This window comes from Nocardia sp. NBC_01329 (assembly GCF_035956715.1).
Classification (GTDB): domain Bacteria; phylum Actinomycetota; class Actinomycetes; order Mycobacteriales; family Mycobacteriaceae; genus Nocardia.
Genome location: NZ_CP108381.1, coordinates 3373524 through 3396243 on the forward strand (window position 1 = coordinate 3373524; position 22720 = coordinate 3396243).

Consider the following 22720-nt stretch of genomic DNA (forward strand, 5'->3'; position numbering starts at 1 on the left):
GAGCGCGGGCCGTCGTTGGAACAGTTCGTCAAAAATCGCCACGGCGCAACGCGCCGGTGAAGGCATCCCATTCATCAGCGGCGAAGGCCAGAGCCGGGCCAGTAGGGTTCTTGGAGTCGCGGACACCGACCTCTCCACCGCGCAGGTGGGCTACCTCGACACATTCCTTACTAGCACCGCTGCGGCTGCTCTTGAACCAGCGGGCCCCGGACATGTCCACGTTCATACAAACTCCTTCGCAAGATCCCGGAATCTCTTCCGGCTGTCCTGTCCGTCCAGGGCTGCACCCCGGATGACCTGGTATGCATCACGGTACCGGCGCACCGTCAGCGGTTTATCGGCGTATAGGTCTCCAGTGAAACCTTCCACATAGACCACCGGGGGCTCGACCTGATTTCCCTTCCCGCCCGGCCCGAAATCCAATATGATGAACGACCCGATCTGGTCACCAGTGGGATAGCCCGCCGCGAACGGCAGCATTCGGATGCTTATGTTCGGTCGAGTGCTCGGGTCTGCGATCGCTTTGAGCTGGGCGCTCATGACCGTGCGAGATCCGACAGCCCGCCGCAATGCCGCTTCGTGCAACACCACGTTGTACTGAACCGGCCGAACCGAACGTTTCAGTAGGGCTTGGCGTTTGATACGCATCTGCACGCGACGATCGACCTCGGCAGCGCTACGGCTCGGGTGCCCGGTACGGATCAGCGCTCGTGCGTAGTCAGCCGTTTGCAACAAACCCGGCACCAATTCGGACTGGTACACAGTCAGATCGGTAGCAACCGTCTCGAGCCCGACGTACACGTCGAAGTTCTCCGGGATCAGATCCCCGTAGGAATGCCACCATTCCTCCGTATTCGCCTGCCGTGCAAGCCCGACCAGCGCCTCCACCAATTCCGGCTCCGCGTCGTAGATCCGGCACAGCTCCCGCACGTCCACATCGCGGACCTTGTCCACATGCCCTTTCTCCACCCGCTGCAACATGCTCGGGCTCCACTGGAGAAGATCCGCCGCCGTGGCGATCGTGTACCCCGCCCCGGTGCGCAACTCGCGTAGGTGCCGCCCCAACTGCCGTCGCGGAACCGTGGAACCCGCTGATGAACCCGACATCGAACACGCCCTCCCTCTATCACGGTGAATTTCCCCGGGATTCACAGTAATCGGTGCTCAGCGGCTATGGACAAGTTTCCTCGAGTATTCACCGAGGTTATTGGCGTGCCTGCGCCACCGTGGTGAGCTGGCATTACGCCGGGAGGACAACGTACGAGTCGCTCCCGCTGTCACCACCTCGTTCCCGCTTCGCGCCGGATCGAGCGCCCGCCTCTGTTCCCAGCCGAAAACATCGAGGTACCTATGCGTCCCGAGCTTCCGCCCCTGCCCACCCGTGAACCGTCCAATCCCGCTATGGCCGCTACCCTGCGCCTCTGGCACACACGCGAATCCTGGGTCACCGACGACCCGGCGATCCTGCGCCGCCTCGCCGACGGACTGCGCACCCTTCCCGACGAACACCCCACTGACGACTGCCGTTCCCGAGAACCCATCCGCGGACACGCCTACGCCCACCAGCTCATGGCCGCTCACGCCGGCCACGACTGCCCCCGCTAAACCACCGCCGCCCAGTACACGACCGGAATCCGCCCATGACCGACCCGACAACCCCCGCCCCTTTCGGCGACACCCCGGACACCCGCTGCGTCTTCTACCGCCGAGTCTGCGATCTCCCCGCCCGCCTGGACCCACCCGAACTCGGCCGCATCACCGTCCGCGCCGACCACATCGCCGCCCTCGTCATGCCGTCGGCCCTCGCCCACGCCGTCCACACCGACCTCCGGCACTGCCACCGCCACGACGCCATCCCCGACCTCGCCCCTGTCCTCGCGCACCCCCGCTCCGGCCGCTGGACCTTCCTCATCCGCCCCGACCTCCCCGACGACACCGCCCTGTTCACCGAACTCTTCCGCCTCCACATCACCCTCACCCACCCCGGCACCACCCTCACCCTCCCCTCACCCACCGACCGCGGCGCACACTTCCGCCGCTGGATCCATCTCCCCCACAACCCCTTCCGCCCCTCCGGCCATATCGTCCTCGACTCCCTCCGCGCCTGCACCGCCCGCACCGGCTGGCTGCGCACCCCCACCCCCGGACCCCGCCCATGACCTCACCTCGCCCCCATGAACCCGACCTCCACCTCAGCATCCACCTGCACGACCTGCGCCTCGACTACGCCGCTTGCCACACCGCCCACCACTTCCTCCACGAATGGCGCTCCCACCATCACTCCGACGCCGCCACCATCGTCCCTGGCCGCCCCACCGGCCTCCCCCGCCTCCCCAATGAACGCCTCTACCTCCACCACTGAACTCACAGCCACCTGCGTGTCCCAGAATTGTCATGACGGGCCCGTGCGAAATGCCAGCCGGCCGGCTCAACGTCTCCACCGCCCTGGTCGGCACTGAACACGCTCACTCCCAATACTTTTCGACCCTCCCACGGTAGAGTTACCCCGACTCCGGCGCGGTGGGGAGGAACGTGGGATATGGGGCAGCCACGGCTCGCAGGTAGCCTGCAGGTGCTCTTGGTGCTGGCGACGGCGTTACTCGGGATCGCGACCAACTACGCCACGAACCAGCCGTCGCCCCCGTTCGCACTGCGTCTCGTCCAGCAATACGCCGGACCCGCGATGATCGTCCTGCTGCTGGTACTCATCGCTGCCACCGTGCTGACCGTACGAACGCAACACCCGCGCCGCCTTTCCCGCCGGTGGGATCCCTCCCGCGCTCCCTATCCGGGCCTCGACTCCTACACCGCCGAGGAAGCGGCAGTGTTCTTCGGACGGGAAGAAGAGACCGAGGAACTGGTGGCCCGGATGCACGGCACGGGCCGGGACCGGTTCGTGGTCGTCGTGGGCGCATCCGGCAGCGGAAAATCATCACTGGTGCAGGCAGGGGTGGTGCCGCGGTTGGCCGAACGCCGCTGGACGGTGCTACCCGCTGTGACGCCGAGTAGCGACCCGGTCGCGGCCTTGTCCCGCGCCGCGGGTGGTGATGCCGCCCAATTGCGCCATGACAGCGAGGCATTCGCAGGCATGGTCGCCCGTGTCCGGCAGAACGCCGGGCACCCGAGGTCGAAGACACTGCTGGTGGTGGACCAGGGTGAGGAGTTGTTCACGCTGGCCGGCGAGCAGGAACGCGCACGATTTCTGCGCTGCGTCGATACCGCCGTGCGCGACGACCACCGGCTGTGGGTGATCCTGACGGTGCGCGTCGAGCATCTCGGCGATTTCCTCGATACCCCGTACGCCGGGCTGTTCCGGCGCCCACTCGCGTTGGGTGCGCTAACCGACGTGGAGCTGCGGTCCGCCATCACCGGGCCCGCGGAGCTGGTGGGTCTCGAATTCGCGCCCGGACTGGTCGACCGGATCCTCTCCGACGCCGCCACCGCCGATGCGCTCCCGCTACTCGCATATCTGCTCCAGGAGCTGTATCTCGCCGCCGGGCCGTCCCGTCGCGCGACATTCGAGCACTATCAGCGCCTCGGGGGTGTGGCCGGTTCGCTGTCGCGTCAGGCCGCCGAGGCCGTCGACAGACTCGGAGGACCGGACGCGGCGCCGCGGATCCTCCGGACGCTGCTGGAGTTCGTCACCATCGATGGTGAGCAGGCGTACCGGCGCCGCGTACCGCTCCCTGCGGCGGGGTCCGAGGAGCGCGAGATCATCGACGCTTTCGTCGATGCGCGTCTGCTGGTCACCGGAACTCTCGACGGCCGGCCGATCGCGCAGGCGGCGCACGAAGCGTTGTTCCGCCAGTGGGTACCGCTGCGCCAAGAAGTGGAAGCCCGCGCCGAACAACTCCGCCGCCGAGCCGAATTGGAACGGTGGGCCGGTGATTGGGAACAAGCCGGACGCAACCCCGACTACCTGCTCACCGGTGACCGGTTGGAATCGGCTCAGCAGTGGATCCGCGACCATCCGGCACTGGCCGGGGCAGCCGTCACGGCCTTCGTCGAAGAATCCGCCCGCCGGGACGCCGCATTCCTGCGGAGAGTGTCGGAGGGGATCAGCGAATACGTGCTGACCCACGTCGAGGACTACCCCGATCTGTCGGTGCTGCTGTGCCTTGCCGCGCTGGCCGAATGCCCGCCGACACCGGTCGCCACTCGGGCGCTGATGGCTGTGCTGGCACATCACCGGCTTCTCGGTGTGCTCGACCAGCACACCGACGCCGTGCGCAATGTCGCCTGGTCGCCGGACGGCCGGTTCATCGCGACAGCATCGCGTGACAGCACCGCACGCCTGTGGTCGGCCGACTCACGACAGTGCATCCGAACCCTCGACGGGCATCGCGGCATGGTCGAAATGGTCGCCTGGTCACCCGATGCGGCACGCGTGGTCACGGTCTCCCGCGACCGGACCGCCCGGATATGGGACACCACAACGGGCGAAGTCCTGGCCGAACTCGCGGCCGGCGACGACATATCCCGGGCCGTGGCCTGGTCTCCCGACGGCACAGTGATCGCCACCGGATCCCGGGACCGTGTGATCCGGCTCTGGAACACCGAGTTCTATACCCTGCACGCCGAACTCACCGGGCACACCGACAACATACTCGGGCTGGCCTTCAGTCCCGACGGCACGCGACTGGCCAGCGGCTGCCACGACCGCACAGTCCGCATCTGGGACCTGGCGGACCACACCGCCGTCGTACTCGAAGGACATGAGGACTTCGTCGAAGGCGTCGCCTGGTCCCCCGACGGCACACGACTCGCCTCGGCAAGTGGGGATGCAACCGTGCGAATCTGGGACGCGGTCACCGGAGCCCAGTCGATGCTGCTGCGGTGTCACCAGGACAGAGCGTGGAACTGCGCGTGGTCACCGGACGGTTCGATGCTGGCCACCTGCGGCGCCGACGGGACTGCTCGTGTCTGGAACCCGCTGAACGCCGAGGAGAAGTTCGTCCTGCGCGGACATACCGGTGATGTGTGGGCGATCCGCTGGGCTCCGGACGGATCCGCCCTGGTGACCGGTGGAGCCGACGGGACCGCACGTGTGTGGGCGTTCTCCCCGCGAGGAGCCGAGAGCCGCCAGGTAACCGGGCACCGCGGGCCTGTGTATCGCGCCGTGCCCAAGGGTGATTCGGTCGTCACCGTCGGTGCCGACGCGACGATCCGCGAATCGGATCCGGCGGCGGAACAACCGTCACGGGAGGTCGCCCATCACCTCGAGCCGGTGCTCGATATTTCGGCGACACCGGAATACGCGACCACCTGCGCCAAGGATTCGACAGTCGCCCTCTGGCGTGCCGACACCGAATGGACACGCCTGGCCACCATCGACACCGAGATGATCTGCGAAGCCGCTCAACTGTCCCCCGACGGCCGATACATCGCCTACGCGGGACACGACCGTTGCCTCTACATCGCCTTCTCGACGCCCTCGCCCGCATCGGTCCGGGTGAACCACCACACCGACTGGATCACCGCACTTGCATGGTCGCCTACCAGCCAGTACCTGGCGACGGTCTCGGACGACCGCACCGGCGCCGTGTGGCGGGTGACGTCAACCCCCGAAGGCCCGCATGCCGAACTCGTGACAACCCTCGTCGGGCATGGCAACTGGCTCGATTCCGTCGCCTGGTCGCCCGACGAGTCGCACCTGGTCACCGGCAGTGCCGATCACACCGCTCGGCTGTGGAGCAGGGCGACAGGAGAATCGACCGCGGTCCTACGCGGACACACCGCAAGGGTCAAAGGTGTCGCGTGGTCGCCCGACGGCACCCGGATCGCGACGGGTTCCTACGACCGCACTGTCCGCCTCTGGGACGCCCGGACACACCACGAGATCGGAGTCATCGGCTTCCACCGGGACCGGATCACCGATGTCGAGTGGATGTCCTCCGCAGACCACGTGATCACCGCATCCTTCGACAGCACGGCGCGCATCTGGCCGGTCGACGTAGACCTGGAGGAACTCCGGGTCCGAGCCAGGGCGCGAGCATATCGACCATTGACGCCGGAAGAACGTTCGGCGCATCTGCTTCCAGCTCACTGAACCGGATCGACGACCCTCACCTCACGGCCGACGAGGTACTGCGCCGGATCGAGCCCGAGCGCTTCCCGTTTCGGCGAGGCCCAGTAGCGTTCGTTCACTTCCTCGAACGTGTCCTCGCCCTCGTAGGAGATCAGCCAGATGAACTGGCTGCGTTCGTGGTCGAGCCAAGCTCCCCCGATCTCGAAACCGAGTTCGAGCCGTAGCGGCACCACCAGATCCCGCCACTTGCGGACCCACTCGTCGAGAAGCCCATCCCGGATCGTGTAGGTCCGCAGTTGCGTCGTACGAGGCATATCCGTCCCTTCGCCACCATCGCAGTTCGTTACGACCACACGCGGTCGCTCGTCCTGTACCAGGCTGAGATGAGCCACCTTACGTGACCGCTGCTTGTGGGACTGGGCTACATCAAGCAACCCCGGCAGCCGACATCGCGCACTCCTTCTCCCGGCTGATCGCCGGGACACAAGCCACCGGTCGCCTTCCGATTCGTTTCCGCTGGCTTTCCGATTAGATTCGCTTTTGATTCGCTTTCGCACGTATAGTTGCCTCGCAATAAGGAAAGCCCCGGCCACTGGGAGTGGCCGGGGCTGTATCTGACCTTGGTCTGGCAAAAGAACGCTAGGTCAGAACCGCCTGGCAACCGTCGACTCGGAGACCCGGGTCGACGGGCTGCTGGTCGTTATGGCATGGAGCCAGCACGACCATCAGCGGTACCAGCAGATTCCCGAGTACGGACACCCCCGTGGTCACCGCAACCGTAACGGCTGCCGATGCCGCGGCAGTGATAACCGCTGTCACGAGATCCCGCCTTACCCGTCCACCGTCTTCGCGGTCGCCGGGCTTCTTCTCGCTCATACCTGTCCTTTCCGATCTGTCCAGTGCACTCCGGTAGTGCGTCGTTTGGCTACAGATCGGAGGAGGACTCGGCGCTGAGCTTCCACAGCCTACGCAATTATCCTCGAATCACCCAACCCAGGAATCGGATTCGTGGTACGCCGGTCCAGATATGGCGCGAGAAAGTCGGCTCACCGGCCCGCCACCGACCGGCCGTGCCGATCCGGCAGCATCCCGCGGGGCGATCGGTCATCGTCGACGACGTGAAATCAAATAGGGGATTCCGGCCGCAACCGCGCAGACCGCGACGACGGGGACGGTAACCAACAGGACCGCGAGAATCGGATATACCGAGTACGGCACTGCAACCGCCGATATTGCCACAACCAGCGCCACTCCGATCTGCCGAACGACACCACGGGGCACGGACAGGATTGCACCGAAAACCATCCCCGCCAGGGCCGGCAAGGGCCACCCTGGGCTGTCGGAACCGCCCACCACAGATACCACAACGAACAGCACGGGGAACATCACGACTACGGTCACGAAGCCGACCGGACCGAACCAACCAGGTGTAGGATGCTCATCCCTTCCAGCATCCCTAAATGAACAAACCAGTTCGTGCCCCGAAACTCCGACGAGGAGCACCTGCACAGCCGCACCGACGCCACGCTTGACCGCGCCGTCCCGCGTCGAAGCGGCAGAGACCCTCCGATCAGTTTCCGAATACTTTCCCGAATAATTCGCTTCGGATTCGCTTTCACCCGTATGATCAGCCGCGCAGAAGAAGGCCCCGACCACTTGTGGTGACCGTGATACACGAATTTCCCAAGCAGAACCGTGGATTCACCACGCAGTAGCCGGTCGGCGACGAGTCCGGGATTGCGCCGGGCCTTCTCCGGTGAGAGCATCCCGCTGAAGGACGTCAGCCCCGGCCCTCCCCGGACAAAGGTGCTATATCCGAATCGCTCAATGTCAGGATCCCGAGCGTGCTTCCGTCCTCGGCAACGAATTCGACCTCGTAATAGACCTCCAGCGGAGCAGTTCCGTAGACGGCGACTACCGCGCCAACAGCACCTGCGAGGATCTCGTGTCCCCCGACTTCCGGCCAGAACGACCCACTGTCCGGGGACAACGCACGCAGCAACTCCACCACCGCGCCCTCGTTGTACACGATGCTGCTCCATCTCATCTCAGCGTTGACGTTTCTCTGTGCTGCACTTGTGCGCCCGGACGGTGCGAGAGACCGCACCAGCAGCCGTCAGCGCTTATCCTCCCGCCTCCGTCGCCACAGCGGATAGGGCGCGCCTCCCGCGACAGCACACAACAGAGCAAAGGGAGCTACGAACAGCAGGACGGCCATGATCGGATAGATCCACAGCTGGATGGGCACCGCCAAGCCCGCCTCCAGGAGTCCGATACCGGTCTGTCGAGCAGTTCTGCCGATCGCGACCATCGCCAGCGATAGTGCCCCGAGTCCCGGCCACAGCAGTCCTGGAACAAGGGACTCGTCGGTCTTCAGCAGCCAGGAGGAATTCGACCCCATCGGGCGCGCCCACAGACGAGAGCAGCGCGCCCAGCGCGAACGCGAACGAATAATCGAGCGTGAATACCGGCGGGAACGCGGGAACGACAGTGTCGCTGCGGCCCAGTACCATTCGGCAGTTTCGCGGTTCGACCGCTGATCAGCTATGACGCCCAAGTAACGACCATCATGAGCGAATACAGAACCGCTGTCGTGGCAATAGCTACGATCAAACCGACCCCAACCTGCCTGGGCCTTCCCCGAAACAGGCACAGCGCCGCTGCGAGAATAATTTCGATACCGTACATTCCGGCAAAAAATACAGCCAGGATCGGGAGAACAGTGATCGGCACGATGTTGATGAACATGAACAGCAGTGCCGTAATCCAGGTAGCTTTTCCGAAAGTGGATTGTGAGCGTTCCGGAAGAGCTCGTTGCTCGTGTGAGATCACCTCATCCACCTGCTGCCCACGAAAGTACCGAGATCGTTACAGCTGAGATCGCCCACAGTGCAGCAGTACCTGCTGTCGCGCAATCCAGGCCGCGGTTCGACCCCCACCGCCACCGGACTATTCCCGCAACAGTCAGGCTTATAGCTGCAACGATGAAATAGGCGGTTGTCGGAATTGCCCCGTAATCCCGCTCTCGAATACCGCGCAGGCTCAGCAGCAGAACAACTTGCACAATAAATAGAATACCTGTGGCCAACGTCGCCGTACGCCAGAGATCACCGCCGTGATCTATTGGTCCCCTCACGCTACCCCCGGAGGCAAGGACACAGGGGGGACGGTCGGGGCCGACTCCACCGGGCCGAAGGAAACAGAAGGCATTTCACCACCCGGTGCAGGAACATCGTATTCAAGATTCCAGCCATCCGGTTCGTTGAAATCACTGAATGCTTCACCGCCGCGCGGACCGACCTCATGATGGAACGGCAAGTTCATTGCCGGTCCCAGAGAATTTCCTACCACCGCAGGGTCGGTGACGACCGTCCGGGAGTCACCGTTGGGAAAGTCCTGATAGGCTTCCAGTGATGGGTAATCGGTCCGAGTGCCATTGACTTCGACACCGTTATTTGTCGGGGTGAAAACGAGATCACCGTTCACGGTCACCGAATTGTCACCGAGATCTCCGGAGCCCGGTGGGGCAAAGGGATTGGACGCTGAGTACTTGACTCTCACCGAGCCGTCCTCGTTCTGCCACACCTGCCCCTCCGGGGTGGCCACCTTCACGTCCCCGTAGCCGCCGTCATCATCCTGAGCGACTGTGGGGTTCTGGCGCATGACTACGATCCCGTTCTCGTAGTCGATGTACGTGGCAACCCTGGTGTGCTCCGGATCGAAGTCGGGGTCGGTGGACCGATCGTCACCGAAATCCCGAGCAAACGGGTTTGTGGATTCGCCCCCATGGAAAGGGTTGCTCACGTCCCGCTGTTCGATGTATTGGCCGACTCTGACGACACCTTGCCCAGGGACCGGATTTATCCGTACCACCTGGATCTCAGGGCCCACCCCTTGATACTTCGGGCCATAGCTGTTCGGGTTCAGGACTTCGGCTGTTGCCCAGTCCGTAGGGCTCGTGGGCGGTCTGCCGAACATCTGCTGAAATGCCGCAGCGGAGGTGCGAACCCGCTCCGGGTCGGCGCGACTATTATCCGTCTTCGCGTCTTGGATTGCCGTGTTCGATGCGGCGAGAGTTGATTCCGGTGCCAGTTGACAGAGAAGATCGTTGGCCGCCGAGATCTCCTTACCCCATTTCTGATCGGCTGAGTTCAGCGAGTCGACCAGCCCTGCCAGTCGAGACAGTTGAATTCCCGCTTCCGAGTCCTGATCTTCGATACCGGATATGGTCCAGTCGTCGGCCACGGTTACCGGTGGGTGAGCGTAGTTGTTGAGGATCGACTTTATCTCCGATACCGGGTATTCTATATCGCGAACCGCACCCGCGCAGGCCGATCCCAGGTCGTCGTAGGCAGTTGCGATTGACCGTATCTGCGCCTGATCCCTATCGGCTCGATCGCCGGCCGCCGTTGCTGCGTCACCATCCCACCGCAGATCATTATGAATGGCATTGTACATCGAGTCCGATGTCTTCAAAATCGCATCAGCGATACTTTCGGCACGGCCGGCGATGCCCGCAAGACCTGACAGATCGAGTGCGCGCACTTCGCTGGGGGTTGGCATTATCGGATCCCCGCATTGATATCCCCCGCCGCCGCGAGCCGGCCGGCCACATCTTCATCGGCGCCGTTGAATGTGTCAGCAGAGACCATGAGCAGAGCAGAAAACTGGTTGTACCTCGCCTTCAGTACCTCCTTCGCTCGGGTGCTCGCGGCATTCGATTTCGACAATGCAGCACCGACAGATGTTGCTCTCAGGCTGTTCGACACCGGATCCGCATCCAGGCGTGGTGCTCTGTCGATCTCGAGTGGAAGAAGCGCGAGAGATCCTGCGGTGGCGCGCAGAGACTCCGGGTCGATTTCGAGCGGCATGAATCCCCCTTCTGGCAGCTGGCACGAAGATATCACGCGTTATATCCCGGCTGCTGCCATCCCGCTGAGGCGGTTGGTGATGCCGAAACGCTTCGGGGTCACGATCGGTAACGTTCGTCCGGTGGTCGCGACGTACCATGCAGTGCGGGTACGGAGGCCGAGTCACCACGCGCTCGGGATCGCGCACAGGGGCGGCTCCGCACACCGAGTACCGCCGGATCAGGGAGGGAAGTGCATGGCTCAGCAGCCGCTGTTGCGGGAGTTGATCGATATCAGGGAGTCGATCAGCACCTCCGATTTCGTGCTCGAGCTGGCGAAAGCGGTCACCGACGAGGGCCACCGGGCGCAGGCATTACGCGACTACGTCGTGACCGATCGGCTGGCCGGCAACTTCGACGAAGCGCTCTCGCTGATCAAATCGGCGCTCGACGGGAACACCTCCAAACCCGCCTACCTGCACGGTTCCTTCGGTGCCGGCAAATCGCATTTCATGGCGGTGCTCTACGCGTTGGTCCACGGCGACACCGCCGCCCGCAGCCGGACGGAGTTCGATCAGCTGCTCACCAAACACTCCTGGCTGCTCGACGGTGACAAGAAGTTCCTGATGGTCCCGTATCACATGATCGGCGCCAAAACGATGGAACAGCGGGTGCTCGGAGGCTACGTCGACCACGTGCAACGGCTACACCCGGAGGCTTCGGTACCGCTGGTGTACCGCACCGACGCGCTGTTCACCAGTCTGCGTCACCTTCGGGAAACCATGGGCGAGAGCGCTTTTCTCGCCGCACTCAACCGGAATTCGGCAGGTGGGGAGGAAGACGAGTGGGGGGATTCCGATTCACCGGCGTTCTGGACCACCGACAACCTCGACCTGGCGCTCTCGGCCGCCGAGTACTACGACGACGGCCGGGAAGACCGGTCCGCGCCGAAACCCAATCTCGTGGAGCCCGCCGCTCCCCAGGATTTCCGGGGCAAGCTCGTCAACGACGCCACCATTACCCTGCTCCCCGGTTTCATCCGGGACGCCGCCGAGAACGAACAGGGCTTCGTCTCGCTCGACGCCGGGCTGGGGGTGATCTCCCAGCACGCGAAATCCCTCGGCTACGACGGGTTGATCCTGTTTCTCGACGAACTGATCCTCTGGCTCGCCGGACTGATCCACGACCAGAAATTCGTCTCGAACGAAGCCGGGAAGATCACCAATCTGAAAGAGGGCGGTGACACCCGGCGGGCCATCCCGATCGTCTCCTTCATCGCCCGCCAGCGTGACCTGCGTGAACTCGTCGGCGAGGAATTGTCCGGCGCGGCCGAAACCTCCATCCAGGACACGCTGAACCTCGCCTCCGGCCGGTTCGATGTGATCCGGCTCGAAGACCGCAACCTGCCCGAGATCGCCCGGACACGGTTGCTGCGCCCGCGCGGCGACGAAGCCGCGGCACAGATCGACGCCGCGTTCGAGCGCACCAAGAAGCTCGGCCCGCAGGTCTGGGACACGCTGCTGGGGTCGGATAAGGGCACCACAGGCGCCGACGAGTCGTCGTTCCGGCTCAGCTACCCGTTCTCCCCCGCGTTCCTCGACACACTGGTGCATATCTCGGCGGCCCTGCAGCGGTCTCGTACCGGCCTCAAGATCATGGGCCAGCTGCTCGCCGATCACCGCGACGATCTGCGCCTCGGCGATCTGGTGCCGGTGGGCGACCTGTACGAGCAGCTCGCCCGCGGCGGCGACCGGCCGTTCACAGCAGATAAGAAGGTCCTGTTCGATGCCGCCGACAAGCTGTATCGCACCCGGCTGCGGCCCTATCTACTCGACTCGCAGGAACTCACGGAAGACGATATCCGCGCCTACCGGACCGGCCGAGCCCACGCCGACGCGCAGACAGCCGGGCGGTGTCGTCAGTTCATCGGGCAGAACCGGCTGATCTGCACCATCCTGCTCGCCGCACTCGCCCCCACCGTGCCCGCGCTGCGCGAACTCACCATCCGGCGACTCGCGGCACTCAACCACGGTTCCGTGGTGACTCCGATCCCGGGCGCCGAGGTCGGGATCATCCAGGGCCGGGTGGAGGAATGGGCGGGCCGGTTCCCGGAGATCAAAAAGGTCGGCACCGAGACCAATCCGGCCGTGCGGCTGGAGCTCTCAGGGGTCGATGTCGATTCCGTGATCGCGAACGCCCAGGTGAACGATAATGCGAACAACCGGGCAAGCCTGGCGAAACAACTGCTGATCGAAGAACTCGGAATCACCGAGGTCGGTGGGCACGCCGGTGACGAACTGCGCTTCACCTGGCGCGGTTCGGAGCGGGTGGCCGAAGTGATCTTCGGCAACGTCTCCGACGAAGACACGCTCCCCGATCACGATCTGCAACCCACCATCGAGGGCCGCTGGCGGATCGTCATCGACCTGCCCTACGACGAGGGCCCGCGCACCCCGATCGAAGACGCCAACCGGATGCGGGCACTGCGGGAACGCCAGCAGGACAACCCGGCACGCGCGGTGGCCTGGCTGCCCACCCACCTGTCCAAGAAACGCCGCGCCGACTTCGGCCGGCTCGTGGTGATCGACAAAGCGCTGGCCGACGAGCACCGGTTCGACACCCAGTACGCTCAGCATCTCAACGCCGATAACCGCGCCGCCGCGAAACAACTGCTGCAGTCGCAGCGCGAAACCCTGCGCGGCCAGCTGAAAGCCGTCTTCAAACAGGCCTACGGACTGGCCGAGAAGATCGATGTCACCACCGAAATCGAACAGCACTTCCATCCGCTGCCCGAGGTAGCCGACCTGACACTGCCTATCGGTCAGTCCATGCGCGAGGGGATTCGCGATATCGCCGGGAAGCTGATGGCCCACCAGTTCCCCGACCACCCGGATCTGGATCCCGACCGCACCGGTGCCGGGGTCCGCGCGGCCGATACGAAAACCGTTCTCACTCACATTCGTTCAGCCGCCGAATCGCGGGACGGGCGCGTGGAGGTGCCCGCGAAGGACCGGGCGCTGATGCGGCGCCTGGCCCAGCCGCTGGGGCTCGGACAGCAGAAGGAAGCGTATTTCGAACTGTCTCGGCGATGGGTCGAGCATTTCAAGCAATCGGCGCAAACGCACGGCAGCACCGGTGATCTGACGGTGATCTCGCTCGGCGATTGGACCGACCTGCCGAACCCGCGCGGTCTGGAACCACACGTCAAGAACTTGGTGATCGCCGCGTTCGCGGAAATGGACGACCGGGTCTGGGTGCGCGGCGGCTCACCCTTGCCGGATTCCCCCGAACTCCATCAGATCCGCACCGCCACCGACGCGCTGCGTACTCAGCCGCTCCCCGAGGAATCGGTCTGGGAGACCGCGCGGCAGCGTTTCGAGGTGCTGTTCGGCGCCAAAACTCCCACCTTGCGCCGCGGACGACTCGTACATCAGCTTGCCCGCCAGATCACCGAAGCGGCAGGGCGGCACCGCGATCCGGCGCTGCGCCTGGTGGAGCAACTGGAGAAGCACGCAGAATTCCTGGGCCTCGACGATACCGACGCCACCGGCCGGCTCGCACTGGCCCGCCGCAGCACAGAACTGCTCCAGGCAGTGGCGGGCGGTGCCGGCGGTGCGGCCGCGGCGAAGAAGACCATCGAAACATTCGCCGCGGTAGAGCTGCCCGCGGTGAGCGTGGACCGTTACGGCACCTCCCTCGCCACCGCCGATGCCGTCGCGGCTGCCCTCGCCCAGGCGAGCTGGGACACGCTGAAAATGGGCGAGTATCTGGGTCCGGAAGGTGCGGCGCTGCTCGATTCGCTGCGCAACACCGCACGCACCGATCAGCGCACCGCCGATCTCGTTGCGGCCCTGCGTTCGGTGACCACGCAGATCACCGAACTCGCGGCCGTGCGCGCTCGTGCCGCGGCACGAGCCGAACCACCCGCTGCGGCGCCCGCACCTCCAGTGCCGCGGGCGACCGATATCGCACTCGATACCGACACCAGTCATCCGCAAGTTCCAGCGGCCGATACCGGCGCACCCGCCGCAGCCCCGCGACGCAGTGGGTCGCACCGGGGGACAGCACGGACCGCTGCCGCCGAACTGAGCGCGGAACTCGCTGCCCTGGAGCCAGGTGCCACGATCGAAATCAGCTGGCGGGTGGTGGAATGACGGTATCGGCCGGCGGTACCGCCCTGCGATTGGCCGGCAACACGATCGCCCAATACCTGAGCACGCGGGCCGGACTCGCCAACTCCCTGCACGGCTCGGGCGCCCAGGTTCTCTTACTGCGGGGAGAACCCTTGTGGGACGGCGATGCCGAACTACCTGTGGGGGAAGGTCGCGCCCGAATCATCGTGGCCCCCTCACCGCTCGCGGTTCACGAGCAGGTCCTCACTCATACGAGTGGCTCCCGGAGCGGCCTGCTGGTGGTGCTCACCGATGCAGAGGAACAGGAACTCGATCCGGCGATCCTGGTCCGCTCCTACCGTGGCCGGATCCACGCGGTGGACCGGTGGGAGATCGTCGCAGAGGCATTCGGCGCGACCACAGTGGACGCCGGCCTGAAGAGGGAGGAGTGGGCGTGCGAAGCACTTCTCGACGCCGCCGGTCCCACTGGCTGGCGGGCCACGGCTCCCACCGCGGTACTCGGCCGTGAACACGCGCTCGCTGCTCTCGCGATCCGCCGCCTGCGGTTGGATACGACCGGACGGATCGACCCGGAAACGCTGCTCGCCTGGTCACAGCGCCCGGGGATGCCGGAACTGCTCACCACTCTGCGGCCGGCCGAATGCGAAGGGCTCAGTGCGTTCCTCGGCGAAGCGGAGCAGGGTGGCGCGACGGGCCGCGTGCTCACCGCGCTGATCCGGGCGGGGCACGGCGCCGAATCCCTGGCTTACGGACTGCTGTGCGCGGCGCTGTGGCAGCACGCATCCGCCGACAACGATACCTACCGGGCCCGCGGACGCATGGAACGCTGGCTCGGCGAACCCCCACCGACGGCAGGCGCCGCCCTCGACGCCGTACTCGCCGGTTACGGCACCACCTGCGAGAACTATCTGCGCATCCAGCTCACCCGGGCCCGCATCCCCACCGATGACCCCGACGGCGGCCCGGACCGCGTCGTGCAGGAGGCGCGCCGGATCACCGATACCGCACTGCGGCAGGCCGAGACACTGGTCCGCCAGTTCGGGGCGCAATCCGCCGCGGCGGCGAGCCCCACCCTGCGGTCCGGCCTGGACGCACTGTTCACCGCGGCCGGGGCGGCACTCGTACGGGACGCACCCGAGGAGATCGACGCCGCGGTCCGGGCGCTGCGTGCGCATGCCTGCACGCCGGATCACCGGACCCGCTTCCGGCGGGTCGTGATGGCTGCCCGCCTCACCCGATGGCTGGCCACCGAACCCGACCCGACCGCGGATTCCGTCGCTTCCGCCCTGCACCATCAGATTACCGATACCGCCTGGGCCGATCGCGCGCTCGACTACCTCGAAGCCGGCGGCGACGACGATCCCGGCCTGCGTATGGCGTACACCGCGCTCGCCGATCGGGTGCGCATACTCCGGCGCGAATTCGACTACGAGTTCTCCCGCACCCTCGCGGGCTGGACATCCTCGGGTGCGGCTCCCGGTGAGCTGCTGACCGTGGAAGATTTCCTGGATCGGGTGGTCGCACCTGTGGCCGCCGACAGGCGGGTGCTGCTCATCGTGATCGACGGTATGAGCGCGGCCATCGCCACCCGGATCGCTCAGCAGATGCCGGCGAACTTCAGCGAGTTCGACCCGCACCCCACCCCCGCACCGCCGGGTCACCGCAGGGCCATGGCTGCCGCGCTGCCCTCGCTGACCGCCGTCTCGCGGACCTCACTGTTCGCAGGGAAGCTGATGCAGGGTGACCAGGACGACGAGAAGCGGCTCTTCCCGAAACATCCGTTCCGCGGCTCCGGTACGGCGGCGGTGTTCCACAAGAATGATCTGCGCGCGGTGGATTCCGGCGACCGGTTCGGACCGGAATTGCTGACCGCCCTGAGCGATCCCGGTATGCACGTTGCGGTGGTGCTCAACACCGTCGACGACCGGCTCGCCAAAGAACACAAACCGGACGACGCAGACTGGCGCATCGAAGAGATCGGCGACCTGCAGGCGCTGCTCACCATCGCCGCCGCCCAGGAGATGACGGTGCTGATCACCAGCGACCACGGCCACGTCATCGACCGGCACGGTGTGAAAGTGGACGGCACCGGTGTCGAGTCCGCACGGCACCGCATCGCGGCCGCGCCGGACCGTCTCGGCGAAATGGAGGTCACGCTGAGCGGGCCCCGCGTGGTGTGGGACGGCAGATCCGGGGCGAGCATCGTCGCCCTGTGGGATACCGACTCGCGCTACACCGCGCAGAAAGCGGGATACCACGGCGGGGCCGCGCTCGCCGAGATCACCATCCCGATCCTGGCCTACGCCCCGTTCGGCACCAAACCGCCCAACGGGAAACAGATCCTGGCCGAGCGCGCTCCGGACTGGTGGACCGGCGAAGTCCCGGATCTGCCCGCACCGCCCGTCCCGACCGCGCAGACACGACGCACCACGAACCGCCAGATCGCCCAGAACAACACCGACCAGATGAGCTTCGAAATTCCGGCCGGCTCCCCCGACATTGTCAGCGCCGGAACCGCTCCCGATGACCTGGTGGATCGGCTGCTGGCTTCCGAGGTCTACGAGGTACAACTCGGACAACCCGCTCGGAAACCACCGGCCGCGAAACTCGAGGCCGCGATCCGCGCTCTACTCGAGGGGCCACAGCCGATCACTGCCCTCGCACAACGCGCCGGGTACCCGGTCGCCCGGGCCGCCGGATTCGCGGCGATCCTCAAACAGGTGCTCAATGTCGACAGTGTCGAGGTCCTGGAACCGTTGAAAGACGGCCGTACCCTGCGGTTGAACACCAAGCTCTTGCGTGAGCAGTTCGAGCTGTGACCATGTATCCGGAACCGATCTCCGGGCCGGAGCCCCGCCACGCTGCAGCCCGGGGCGGGTCGCCGGACATGCGAGACTGGCACAGTGAGTAGTCCGAAGACCGGCGAGGTCAGCGCGGTCCGCCGGCGCGCCGTCATCGATGCGCTCCGGCGCGGAGCTGTCCCCGACAGCGGCCTGGATCTGCTCGCCACCGGCCTCGGACGATTCGAGGCGGCCATCGATGCCGAACTCGATGTGATCGAATCCGGGGGCGCGGTATTCAAGGCGGTCCGCGGCGAATACGGTTCCGGTAAAACGTTCTTCGCGCGATGGGTCGGCGAACAGGCGAAACGGCGCAATCTCGCCGTCGCCGAAGTGCAGATCTCCGAAACCGAAACGCCCCTGCACAAACTGGAGACCGTGTATCGGCGGCTCACCGAACGGCTCACCACCACCAGCTTCCCGCCGAGTGCGCTGCGATCGGTGATCGACGCCTGGTTCTACGCGCTCGAAGAGGACGCGCTGGCTGCCGGTGCAACCGATGACGGTCTCGATGCGGCAGTCGACGAACTGATGGACGCCCGGCTGGTCGAGGTATCGCGGCACGCGCCCTCGTTCGCGGCCGCCCTTCGCGGCTACCACAGCGCATTACTCGCCGGCGACGAGCCGACTGCGGCCGCGGTCCTCGCCTGGCTCGGCGGACAACCCAACGTCGCCGCGTCGGCCCGCCGGGCTGCCGGTGTGCGAGGTGATCTCGACCATTTCGGCGCCTTCGGCTTCCTACAGGGTCTGCTCACTGTCCTACGGGACAGCGGCCATTGTGGACTGCTGCTGGTGCTCGATGAAGTGGAGACCCTGCAGCGGGTACGTTCCGATGCTCGGGACAAGGCTCTCAATGCGCTGCGTCAACTGATCGACGAAGTGCACTCCGGCCGGTTTCCCGGCTTGTATCTACTGATCACCGGGACGCCCGCCTTCTTCGACGGTCAGCAGGGGGTCCAGCGGCTCGCTCCGCTGGCGCAGCGCGTCGCCACCGATTTCACCACCGATGCCCGCTTCGACAACCCCCGTGCGGTACAGCTACGGCTGCCCGGGTTCACCAAGGAATCACTGACGGCATTGGGTAAGCGGATCCGGAACCTGTACGCCGAGGGCAGCAGCAACGCCGACCGGATCGGCCGGGTAGCCGACGACGCCTACATCGCCGACCTGGCCCGAGCGGTTACGGGAAACCTCGGCGGCAAGGTGGGCGTGGCACCTAGACTTTTCCTGAAGAAGCTCGTCGGCGATGTACTGGACCGCATCGACCAATTCCCGGATTTCGACCCCCGCGAACACTACCGGCTCACGATGGACACTGCCGAACTCACCGAGACCGAACGGAATCTCGTCCGCGCCGAAGATATCGACCTCGACGTATGAGCGAGTCGGGCGTAACGGCGGCAGACCGCGACCACGCACTGCCCTCGCCCATGCCGATGGACATCCCATGACCGGGCCTTGGGACCGGCTGGACGCGGTCGTAATGCACCACATCGTGAACACCCTCGGCTGGCCGGGACTACGCCCGCTCCAGCAGGACGCCATCGCACCGATACTCGACGGCGCGGACGCGATCCTGCTGGCGCCCACCGCCGGCGGGAAAACCGAAGCCGCCTGTTTTCCGCTACTCACCGCAATGACAAACCAGGAGTGGACCGGAATATCGGTGCTGTACCTCTGTCCGCTCAAGGCACTGCTGAACAACCTCGAGCACCGGCTCGACAGCTACGCGCAGTGGATCGGCCGGCACGCAGCGCTCTGGCACGGCGACGTCACACCTTCCCGGCGTAATCGAATCCGGCGCGATCCACCCGATATCCTGCTCACCACACCGGAATCGCTGGAAGCAATGCTGATCGGTACGAAAACCGAGCACGATATCCTGCTCGGTACAGTCCGTGCGGTCGTAGTCGACGAGGTGCACGCCTTCGCCGGAGACGATCGCGGCTGGCATCTGCTGGCGGTACTGGAGCGGCTGCAACGTCTCACCGGGCGGCCGATCCAGCGCATCGGGTTGTCCGCTACTGTCGGAAACCCCGATGAACTGCTCACCTGGCTACAGGGGTCGGGAGCGGGTAGCCGACCCGGGCAGGTCGTCGCGCCGGATGTCCTGCCTGTATCGGAAATTCCCGCATCGTCCGCTCCGACCGGGGAGGTGGAGCTCGACTATGTCGGTTCGCTGGAAAACGCCGCGAAGGTGATCGCAGTTCTGCACCTGGGCGAAAAACGCCTGGTCTTCTGCGATTCCCGACGCCAGGTGGAAGAACTCGGCGCCGCCCTGCGGGAACGCGGGGTAACGGTGTTTCTGTCACACGCGTCGCTGTCGATCGACGAACGGACCCGCGCCGAACTCGCCTTCGCCGAAGCCCGTGATTGTGTCATCGTTGCCACCTCGACACTGGAGCTCGGCATCGACGTCGGCGATCTCGACCGGGTGATCCAGATCGACGCGCCCGCCACCGTCGCCTCATTCCTGCAGCGTATCGGACGCACCGGCCGCCGGACCGGGACCACCCGCAACTGTCTGTTCCTCGCCACTACCGAGGACGCGCTACTTCAAGCCGCCGGTCTACTACTGCTGTGGGCGCGCGGATGGGTCGAGCCGATCACACCCCCCGCACAACCCCGCCACCTCGTCGCGCAGCAATTACTAGCAGTCACACTCCAACACGGCACCCTCGGCGACCGGATATGGACCGAAGAATGGAACGGACTAGCTCCATTCGACGCATCCGCTGCCCCCATCCTGCGACATCTCCTCGCCAACGGTTACCTCGACGAGGACGGCGGGCTACTACATATCGGGCCTGCCGCCGAGAAACGCTTCGGCACCCGGCACTTCCTGGAGCTCACCGCCGCGTTCACCGCCCCACCCCAGTTCACTGTGCTCGCCGGCCGTCAGGAGATCGGACAAGCGGATCTCAGCGCGCTCACCGACGACCGGGCGGGCGCCCGACGTCTGCTGCTCGCCGGGCGCAGTTGGCAGGTGGGCTACATCGATTGGAAGCGACGTCGGGTGTTCGTCGAGCCCGCGGACGGCGGGGGTGTCGCGAAATGGTCCGATCGAGGAATCCGCGGACTCTCGTTCGAATTCACCCGTGCGATCCGCGCTGTACTGCGCGGAGCTGATCCTCCTGTCGACCTCACACGGCGAGCAACAGCCAGACTCGCGGAACTGCGTGCCGCCCGGGCCAGCAGCACGATCGATGACGGGACGACAGTCGTACACTCCGGGCCCGCCGCAACGCGGTGGTGGACATGGGCTGGATATCGGGCCAATGCCACACTGGCCGCCGGGCTGCCGACGGCTGCCACGGGGCGCCGACCGGATGATTTCGGTATTACGCTTCGGCCCGACCTCACAGCCGAGGAATGGCTGATTGTCCTCACGACAGCACGCGCCGCACTCCCCGATCTCGAACTGCCCACCGTTGATAGGCGGGCTGTGGACGGACTGAAGTTCTCCGATGTGCTCCCACCTGATCTCGCCGGAGCGACCGCCTCCGCTCGACTCGCCGATCTCGACGGCGCACGCCGAGTACTCAGTGAGAATGTACGGTTCCTCCGCATCGCTTGAGCGTTCACACACGGAGGCGACTCGCTTCTACCCGCATCCATTCCGAGAAGCCGTCCGCGTGACCGCTGACTGGGCGCTCCGGCCAGTCCCGAGCGTCTATCTCACGATCCGCCTAGCTGAACCGGCCAACAAGCAGGAAGTTTTATCGACACTGCGGCTTGAAACCAACTTTCAGCCACATGAACGATGGAAGCCTGGAGCTGACCCCAGCCGCCCGTGGGCGTAGTGATGGTGTCCGGAGGGGGACACAGCGGCTATCCACAGAGATCGAACTGCGGAAACACTGACGCATCTGAGAGTGGTTGTTCGTGGCACTGGTTCGCCATGTGGAGGTTCACGCCAACCCCATCGCTCACTAGGCAGTGTCCTCAAAGCCACATGAGCAGGCTGGCCAGGTCGAGCATCCCGCGATAGGAAGTGGCGGTCTTGTCGTAGCGGGTGGCGATCGCTCGATACTGTTTGAGCCGGTTGAAGCAGCGTTCGACCACGTTACGGCGCCGACAGGCCACGGGATCGAACACCGGCGGACGGCCACCGGCACTGCCCCGGCGACGCCGGTTGGCCTGCTGATCGACGCGTTCGCCGAATCGTGGCGGCAATACCACGAGCGCGCAGGTGAGCGCGGATCGCGCGGGTGGAGTATCCCTTGTCGGCCAGGACCCGCCGCGGACGCTTCCACGACTGGCCTCGTCCTGGTTTCGGCATCCAGATCCCGGCCAAGACCTGGGTGAACATGGTGCAGTCGTTGATGTTGCCCGCGGTCAGCAGCAGTGTCAACGGTCGACCGTGACCGTCACACGCCAAATGGATTTTCGTAGTCGGGCCACCGCGCGAACGTCCGATGGCATGATCAACTGGCTCGCTGTGCCCGCACCCGGATCCGTTGTCCCCCTGTGTGAACCACACGCGCTCGAGCGCCGGCCGCGTGCTGATGCACGCGTACGAGCGAGGAATCCACCGACACCTCACGATCGAGTTCATCGATCGCTTCGGCGATCACCTGCACCTGCGCCACGAGCATCGCCAGGGTGCCGTTGCGGGACCACCGCCAGAACCGGTTGTAAACCGTTTTCCAGGGCCCGTATCGTTCGGGCAGGTCCCGCCACGCCACTCCGGTCTTGGCCTTGTAGAGCATCGCGTTCAGGATCCGACGGTCATCCACCCGTGGGCGGCCTTTTGCTCCCGAGACCGGCAACAACGGCTCGATCGTGCGCCACTGCTCCTCGGTCAACTGATGCCTACGCGCCACGACCACACATCAAATCAAACCGACACCTCAACCGCACAAGCTTT

Annotated in this window: 18 protein-coding genes and 1 pseudogene; 8 read left to right on the forward strand and 11 right to left on the reverse strand. The window is 65.3% G+C overall.

Translation table 11 applies throughout. The features are described from left to right. Window positions 1–28: 28 nt before the first annotated feature. Together OG405_RS15175 and OG405_RS15180 are read right to left on the reverse strand one after the other, a co-directional pair. Window positions 29–226, reverse strand: a complete 198-nt coding sequence (locus OG405_RS15175; protein ID WP_327147147.1) for a DUF397 domain-containing protein — start codon at window positions 224–226, stop codon at window positions 29–31. Continuing rightward, on the reverse strand, window positions 223–1107 hold the full coding sequence (locus OG405_RS15180; protein ID WP_327147148.1) for a helix-turn-helix domain-containing protein: 885 nt from the start codon (window positions 1105–1107) through the stop codon (window positions 223–225). The genes OG405_RS15175 and OG405_RS15180 overlap by 4 nt, the downstream gene beginning before the upstream one ends. A gap of 294 nt (window positions 1108–1401) precedes the next feature. Between OG405_RS15180 and OG405_RS15185 the strand changes: the two genes are divergently transcribed. From OG405_RS15185 to OG405_RS15200, 4 genes are all read left to right on the forward strand, one after another. Next, window positions 1402–1605: a hypothetical protein gene (locus OG405_RS15185; protein ID WP_327147149.1), complete on the forward strand. Its 204-nt coding sequence runs from the start codon at window positions 1402–1404 to the stop codon at window positions 1603–1605. Window positions 1606–1640: 35 nt separating this feature from the next. After that, the gene (locus OG405_RS15190; protein ID WP_327147150.1) at window positions 1641–2159 is read left to right on the forward strand and encodes a DNA-directed RNA polymerase subunit beta; all 519 of its coding nucleotides are present in this window, start codon (window positions 1641–1643) and stop codon (window positions 2157–2159) included. Continuing rightward, window positions 2156–2362: a hypothetical protein gene (locus OG405_RS15195; RefSeq protein ID WP_327147151.1), complete on the forward strand. Its 207-nt coding sequence runs from the start codon at window positions 2156–2158 to the stop codon at window positions 2360–2362. The genes OG405_RS15190 and OG405_RS15195 overlap by 4 nt, the downstream gene beginning before the upstream one ends. A gap of 177 nt (window positions 2363–2539) precedes the next feature. Then, complete coding sequence (locus OG405_RS15200) at window positions 2540–6049, forward strand: nSTAND1 domain-containing NTPase (protein ID WP_327147152.1); 3510 nt, start codon at window positions 2540–2542, stop codon at window positions 6047–6049. Here the strand turns inward: OG405_RS15200 and OG405_RS15205 are convergent. The 8 genes from OG405_RS15205 to OG405_RS15240 all read right to left on the reverse strand — a co-directional run bounded on the left by OG405_RS15205 (window position 6043) and on the right by OG405_RS15240 (window position 10899). Further along, the gene (locus OG405_RS15205; RefSeq protein ID WP_327147153.1) at window positions 6043–6342 is read right to left on the reverse strand and encodes an NIPSNAP family protein; all 300 of its coding nucleotides are present in this window, start codon (window positions 6340–6342) and stop codon (window positions 6043–6045) included. The genes OG405_RS15200 and OG405_RS15205 overlap by 7 nt on opposite strands. 325 nt (window positions 6343–6667) lie before the next feature. Further along, the gene (locus tag OG405_RS15210) at window positions 6668–6904 is read right to left on the reverse strand and encodes a hypothetical protein (protein WP_327147154.1); all 237 of its coding nucleotides are present in this window, start codon (window positions 6902–6904) and stop codon (window positions 6668–6670) included. 228 nt (window positions 6905–7132) lie between these two features. Next, entirely contained in the window at window positions 7133–7684 is a 552-nt protein-coding gene (locus OG405_RS15215) for a hypothetical protein (RefSeq protein WP_327147155.1), read from the reverse strand. Window positions 7685–7808: 124 nt separating this feature from the next. Next, window positions 7809–8075: a DUF4926 domain-containing protein gene (locus tag OG405_RS15220; RefSeq protein WP_327147156.1), complete on the reverse strand. Its 267-nt coding sequence runs from the start codon at window positions 8073–8075 to the stop codon at window positions 7809–7811. A gap of 69 nt (window positions 8076–8144) precedes the next feature. After that, window positions 8145–8429 (reverse strand): hypothetical protein, encoded by a 285-nt coding sequence (locus tag OG405_RS15225; RefSeq protein WP_327147157.1) that lies wholly within the window; start codon window positions 8427–8429, stop codon window positions 8145–8147. A gap of 143 nt (window positions 8430–8572) precedes the next feature. After that, window positions 8573–8860 (reverse strand): hypothetical protein, encoded by a 288-nt coding sequence (locus OG405_RS15230; protein ID WP_327147158.1) that lies wholly within the window; start codon window positions 8858–8860, stop codon window positions 8573–8575. A 300-nt stretch (window positions 8861–9160) separates the two neighbouring features. After that, the gene (locus tag OG405_RS15235; protein WP_327147159.1) at window positions 9161–10591 is read right to left on the reverse strand and encodes a hypothetical protein; all 1431 of its coding nucleotides are present in this window, start codon (window positions 10589–10591) and stop codon (window positions 9161–9163) included. Next, window positions 10591–10899 carry a hypothetical protein gene (locus OG405_RS15240; RefSeq protein WP_327147160.1) on the reverse strand — a complete coding sequence of 103 codons (309 nt, stop codon included), beginning with the start codon at window positions 10897–10899 and terminating at the stop codon, window positions 10591–10593. The genes OG405_RS15235 and OG405_RS15240 overlap by 1 nt, the downstream gene beginning before the upstream one ends. Window positions 10900–11134: 235 nt before the next feature. Between OG405_RS15240 and pglY the strand changes: the two genes are divergently transcribed. The 4 genes from pglY to OG405_RS15260 all read left to right on the forward strand — a co-directional run bounded on the left by pglY (window position 11135) and on the right by OG405_RS15260 (window position 21427). Beyond that, window positions 11135–15031 carry a BREX-2 system ATPase PglY gene (gene pglY / locus OG405_RS15245; RefSeq protein ID WP_327147161.1) on the forward strand — a complete coding sequence of 1299 codons (3897 nt, stop codon included), beginning with the start codon at window positions 11135–11137 and terminating at the stop codon, window positions 15029–15031. Then, window positions 15028–17829, forward strand: coding sequence for a BREX-2 system phosphatase PglZ (pglZ, locus tag OG405_RS15250; RefSeq protein ID WP_327147162.1), 2802 nt, complete (start codon window positions 15028–15030; stop codon window positions 17827–17829). The genes pglY and pglZ overlap by 4 nt, the downstream gene beginning before the upstream one ends. An 84-nt stretch (window positions 17830–17913) precedes the next feature. Next, complete coding sequence (brxD, locus tag OG405_RS15255) at window positions 17914–19230, forward strand: BREX system ATP-binding protein BrxD (RefSeq protein WP_327147163.1); 1317 nt, start codon at window positions 17914–17916, stop codon at window positions 19228–19230. 67 nt (window positions 19231–19297) lie between these two features. Further along, window positions 19298–21427, forward strand: a complete 2130-nt coding sequence (locus tag OG405_RS15260; protein ID WP_327147164.1) for a DEAD/DEAH box helicase — start codon at window positions 19298–19300, stop codon at window positions 21425–21427. Window positions 21428–21795: 368 nt separating this feature from the next. On the opposite strand, the pseudogene OG405_RS15265 reads toward OG405_RS15260, so the two are convergent. Continuing rightward, window positions 21796–22682 (reverse strand): annotated as a pseudogene (locus OG405_RS15265) (IS5 family transposase). Between the last annotated feature and the right edge of the window lie 38 nt (window positions 22683–22720).

Coding starts and splice junctions, on each gene's coding strand:
- OG405_RS15175 (WP_327147147.1), bottom strand. CDS start 226: ATGAACGTGGACATGTCCGGGGCCCGCTGGTTCAAGAGCAGCCGCAGC.
- OG405_RS15180 (WP_327147148.1), bottom strand. CDS start 1,107: ATGTCGGGTTCATCAGCGGGTTCCACGGTTCCGCGACGGCAGTTGGGG.
- OG405_RS15185 (WP_327147149.1), top strand. CDS start 1,402: ATGGCCGCTACCCTGCGCCTCTGGCACACACGCGAATCCTGGGTCACC.
- OG405_RS15190 (WP_327147150.1), top strand. CDS start 1,641: ATGACCGACCCGACAACCCCCGCCCCTTTCGGCGACACCCCGGACACC.
- OG405_RS15195 (WP_327147151.1), top strand. CDS start 2,156: ATGACCTCACCTCGCCCCCATGAACCCGACCTCCACCTCAGCATCCAC.
- OG405_RS15200 (WP_327147152.1), top strand. CDS start 2,540: ATGGGGCAGCCACGGCTCGCAGGTAGCCTGCAGGTGCTCTTGGTGCTG.
- OG405_RS15205 (WP_327147153.1), bottom strand. CDS start 6,342: ATGCCTCGTACGACGCAACTGCGGACCTACACGATCCGGGATGGGCTT.
- OG405_RS15210 (WP_327147154.1), bottom strand. CDS start 6,904: ATGAGCGAGAAGAAGCCCGGCGACCGCGAAGACGGTGGACGGGTAAGG.
- OG405_RS15220 (WP_327147156.1), bottom strand. CDS start 8,075: ATGAGATGGAGCAGCATCGTGTACAACGAGGGCGCGGTGGTGGAGTTG.
- OG405_RS15225 (WP_327147157.1), bottom strand. CDS start 8,429: ATGGGGTCGAATTCCTCCTGGCTGCTGAAGACCGACGAGTCCCTTGTT.
- OG405_RS15235 (WP_327147159.1), bottom strand. CDS start 10,591: ATGCCAACCCCCAGCGAAGTGCGCGCACTCGATCTGTCAGGTCTTGCG.
- OG405_RS15240 (WP_327147160.1), bottom strand. CDS start 10,899: ATGCCGCTCGAAATCGACCCGGAGTCTCTGCGCGCCACCGCAGGATCT.
- pglY (WP_327147161.1), top strand. CDS start 11,135: ATGGCTCAGCAGCCGCTGTTGCGGGAGTTGATCGATATCAGGGAGTCG.
- pglZ (WP_327147162.1), top strand. CDS start 15,028: ATGACGGTATCGGCCGGCGGTACCGCCCTGCGATTGGCCGGCAACACG.
- OG405_RS15260 (WP_327147164.1), top strand. CDS start 19,298: ATGACCGGGCCTTGGGACCGGCTGGACGCGGTCGTAATGCACCACATC.